Consider the following 209-nt stretch of genomic DNA (forward strand, 5'->3'; position numbering starts at 1 on the left):
CCTCCCGATTGGCTTTGATTGTTAATTTCCTTCTTTTCTTCCTTGTCCATTCGTCATATTCCTTGTGCGTTAGCACATGACGAATGAACAACATTTGCCGGTTGAAATGGACTGTAGCGACGACTCGTAAATTGTTTCCTCCAACATCAAACACATAAAACTTTGTTGGAACGTAATCGACTGTAGTACCAAACGTCTTCTTAAGACCG

1 protein-coding gene is annotated in these 209 nt (G+C 41.1%); it reads right to left on the minus strand.

What is annotated here, in order from left to right:
* The coding region (locus tag AB4Y44_RS43145; RefSeq protein ID WP_368702875.1) for a type II toxin-antitoxin system HigB family toxin at positions 1-209 on the minus strand (209 nt) is incomplete at both ends.

Origin of the sequence: Paraburkholderia sp. BR10937 (assembly GCF_040965695.1) — a bacterium.
Lineage (GTDB): Bacteria > Pseudomonadota > Gammaproteobacteria > Burkholderiales > Burkholderiaceae > Paraburkholderia.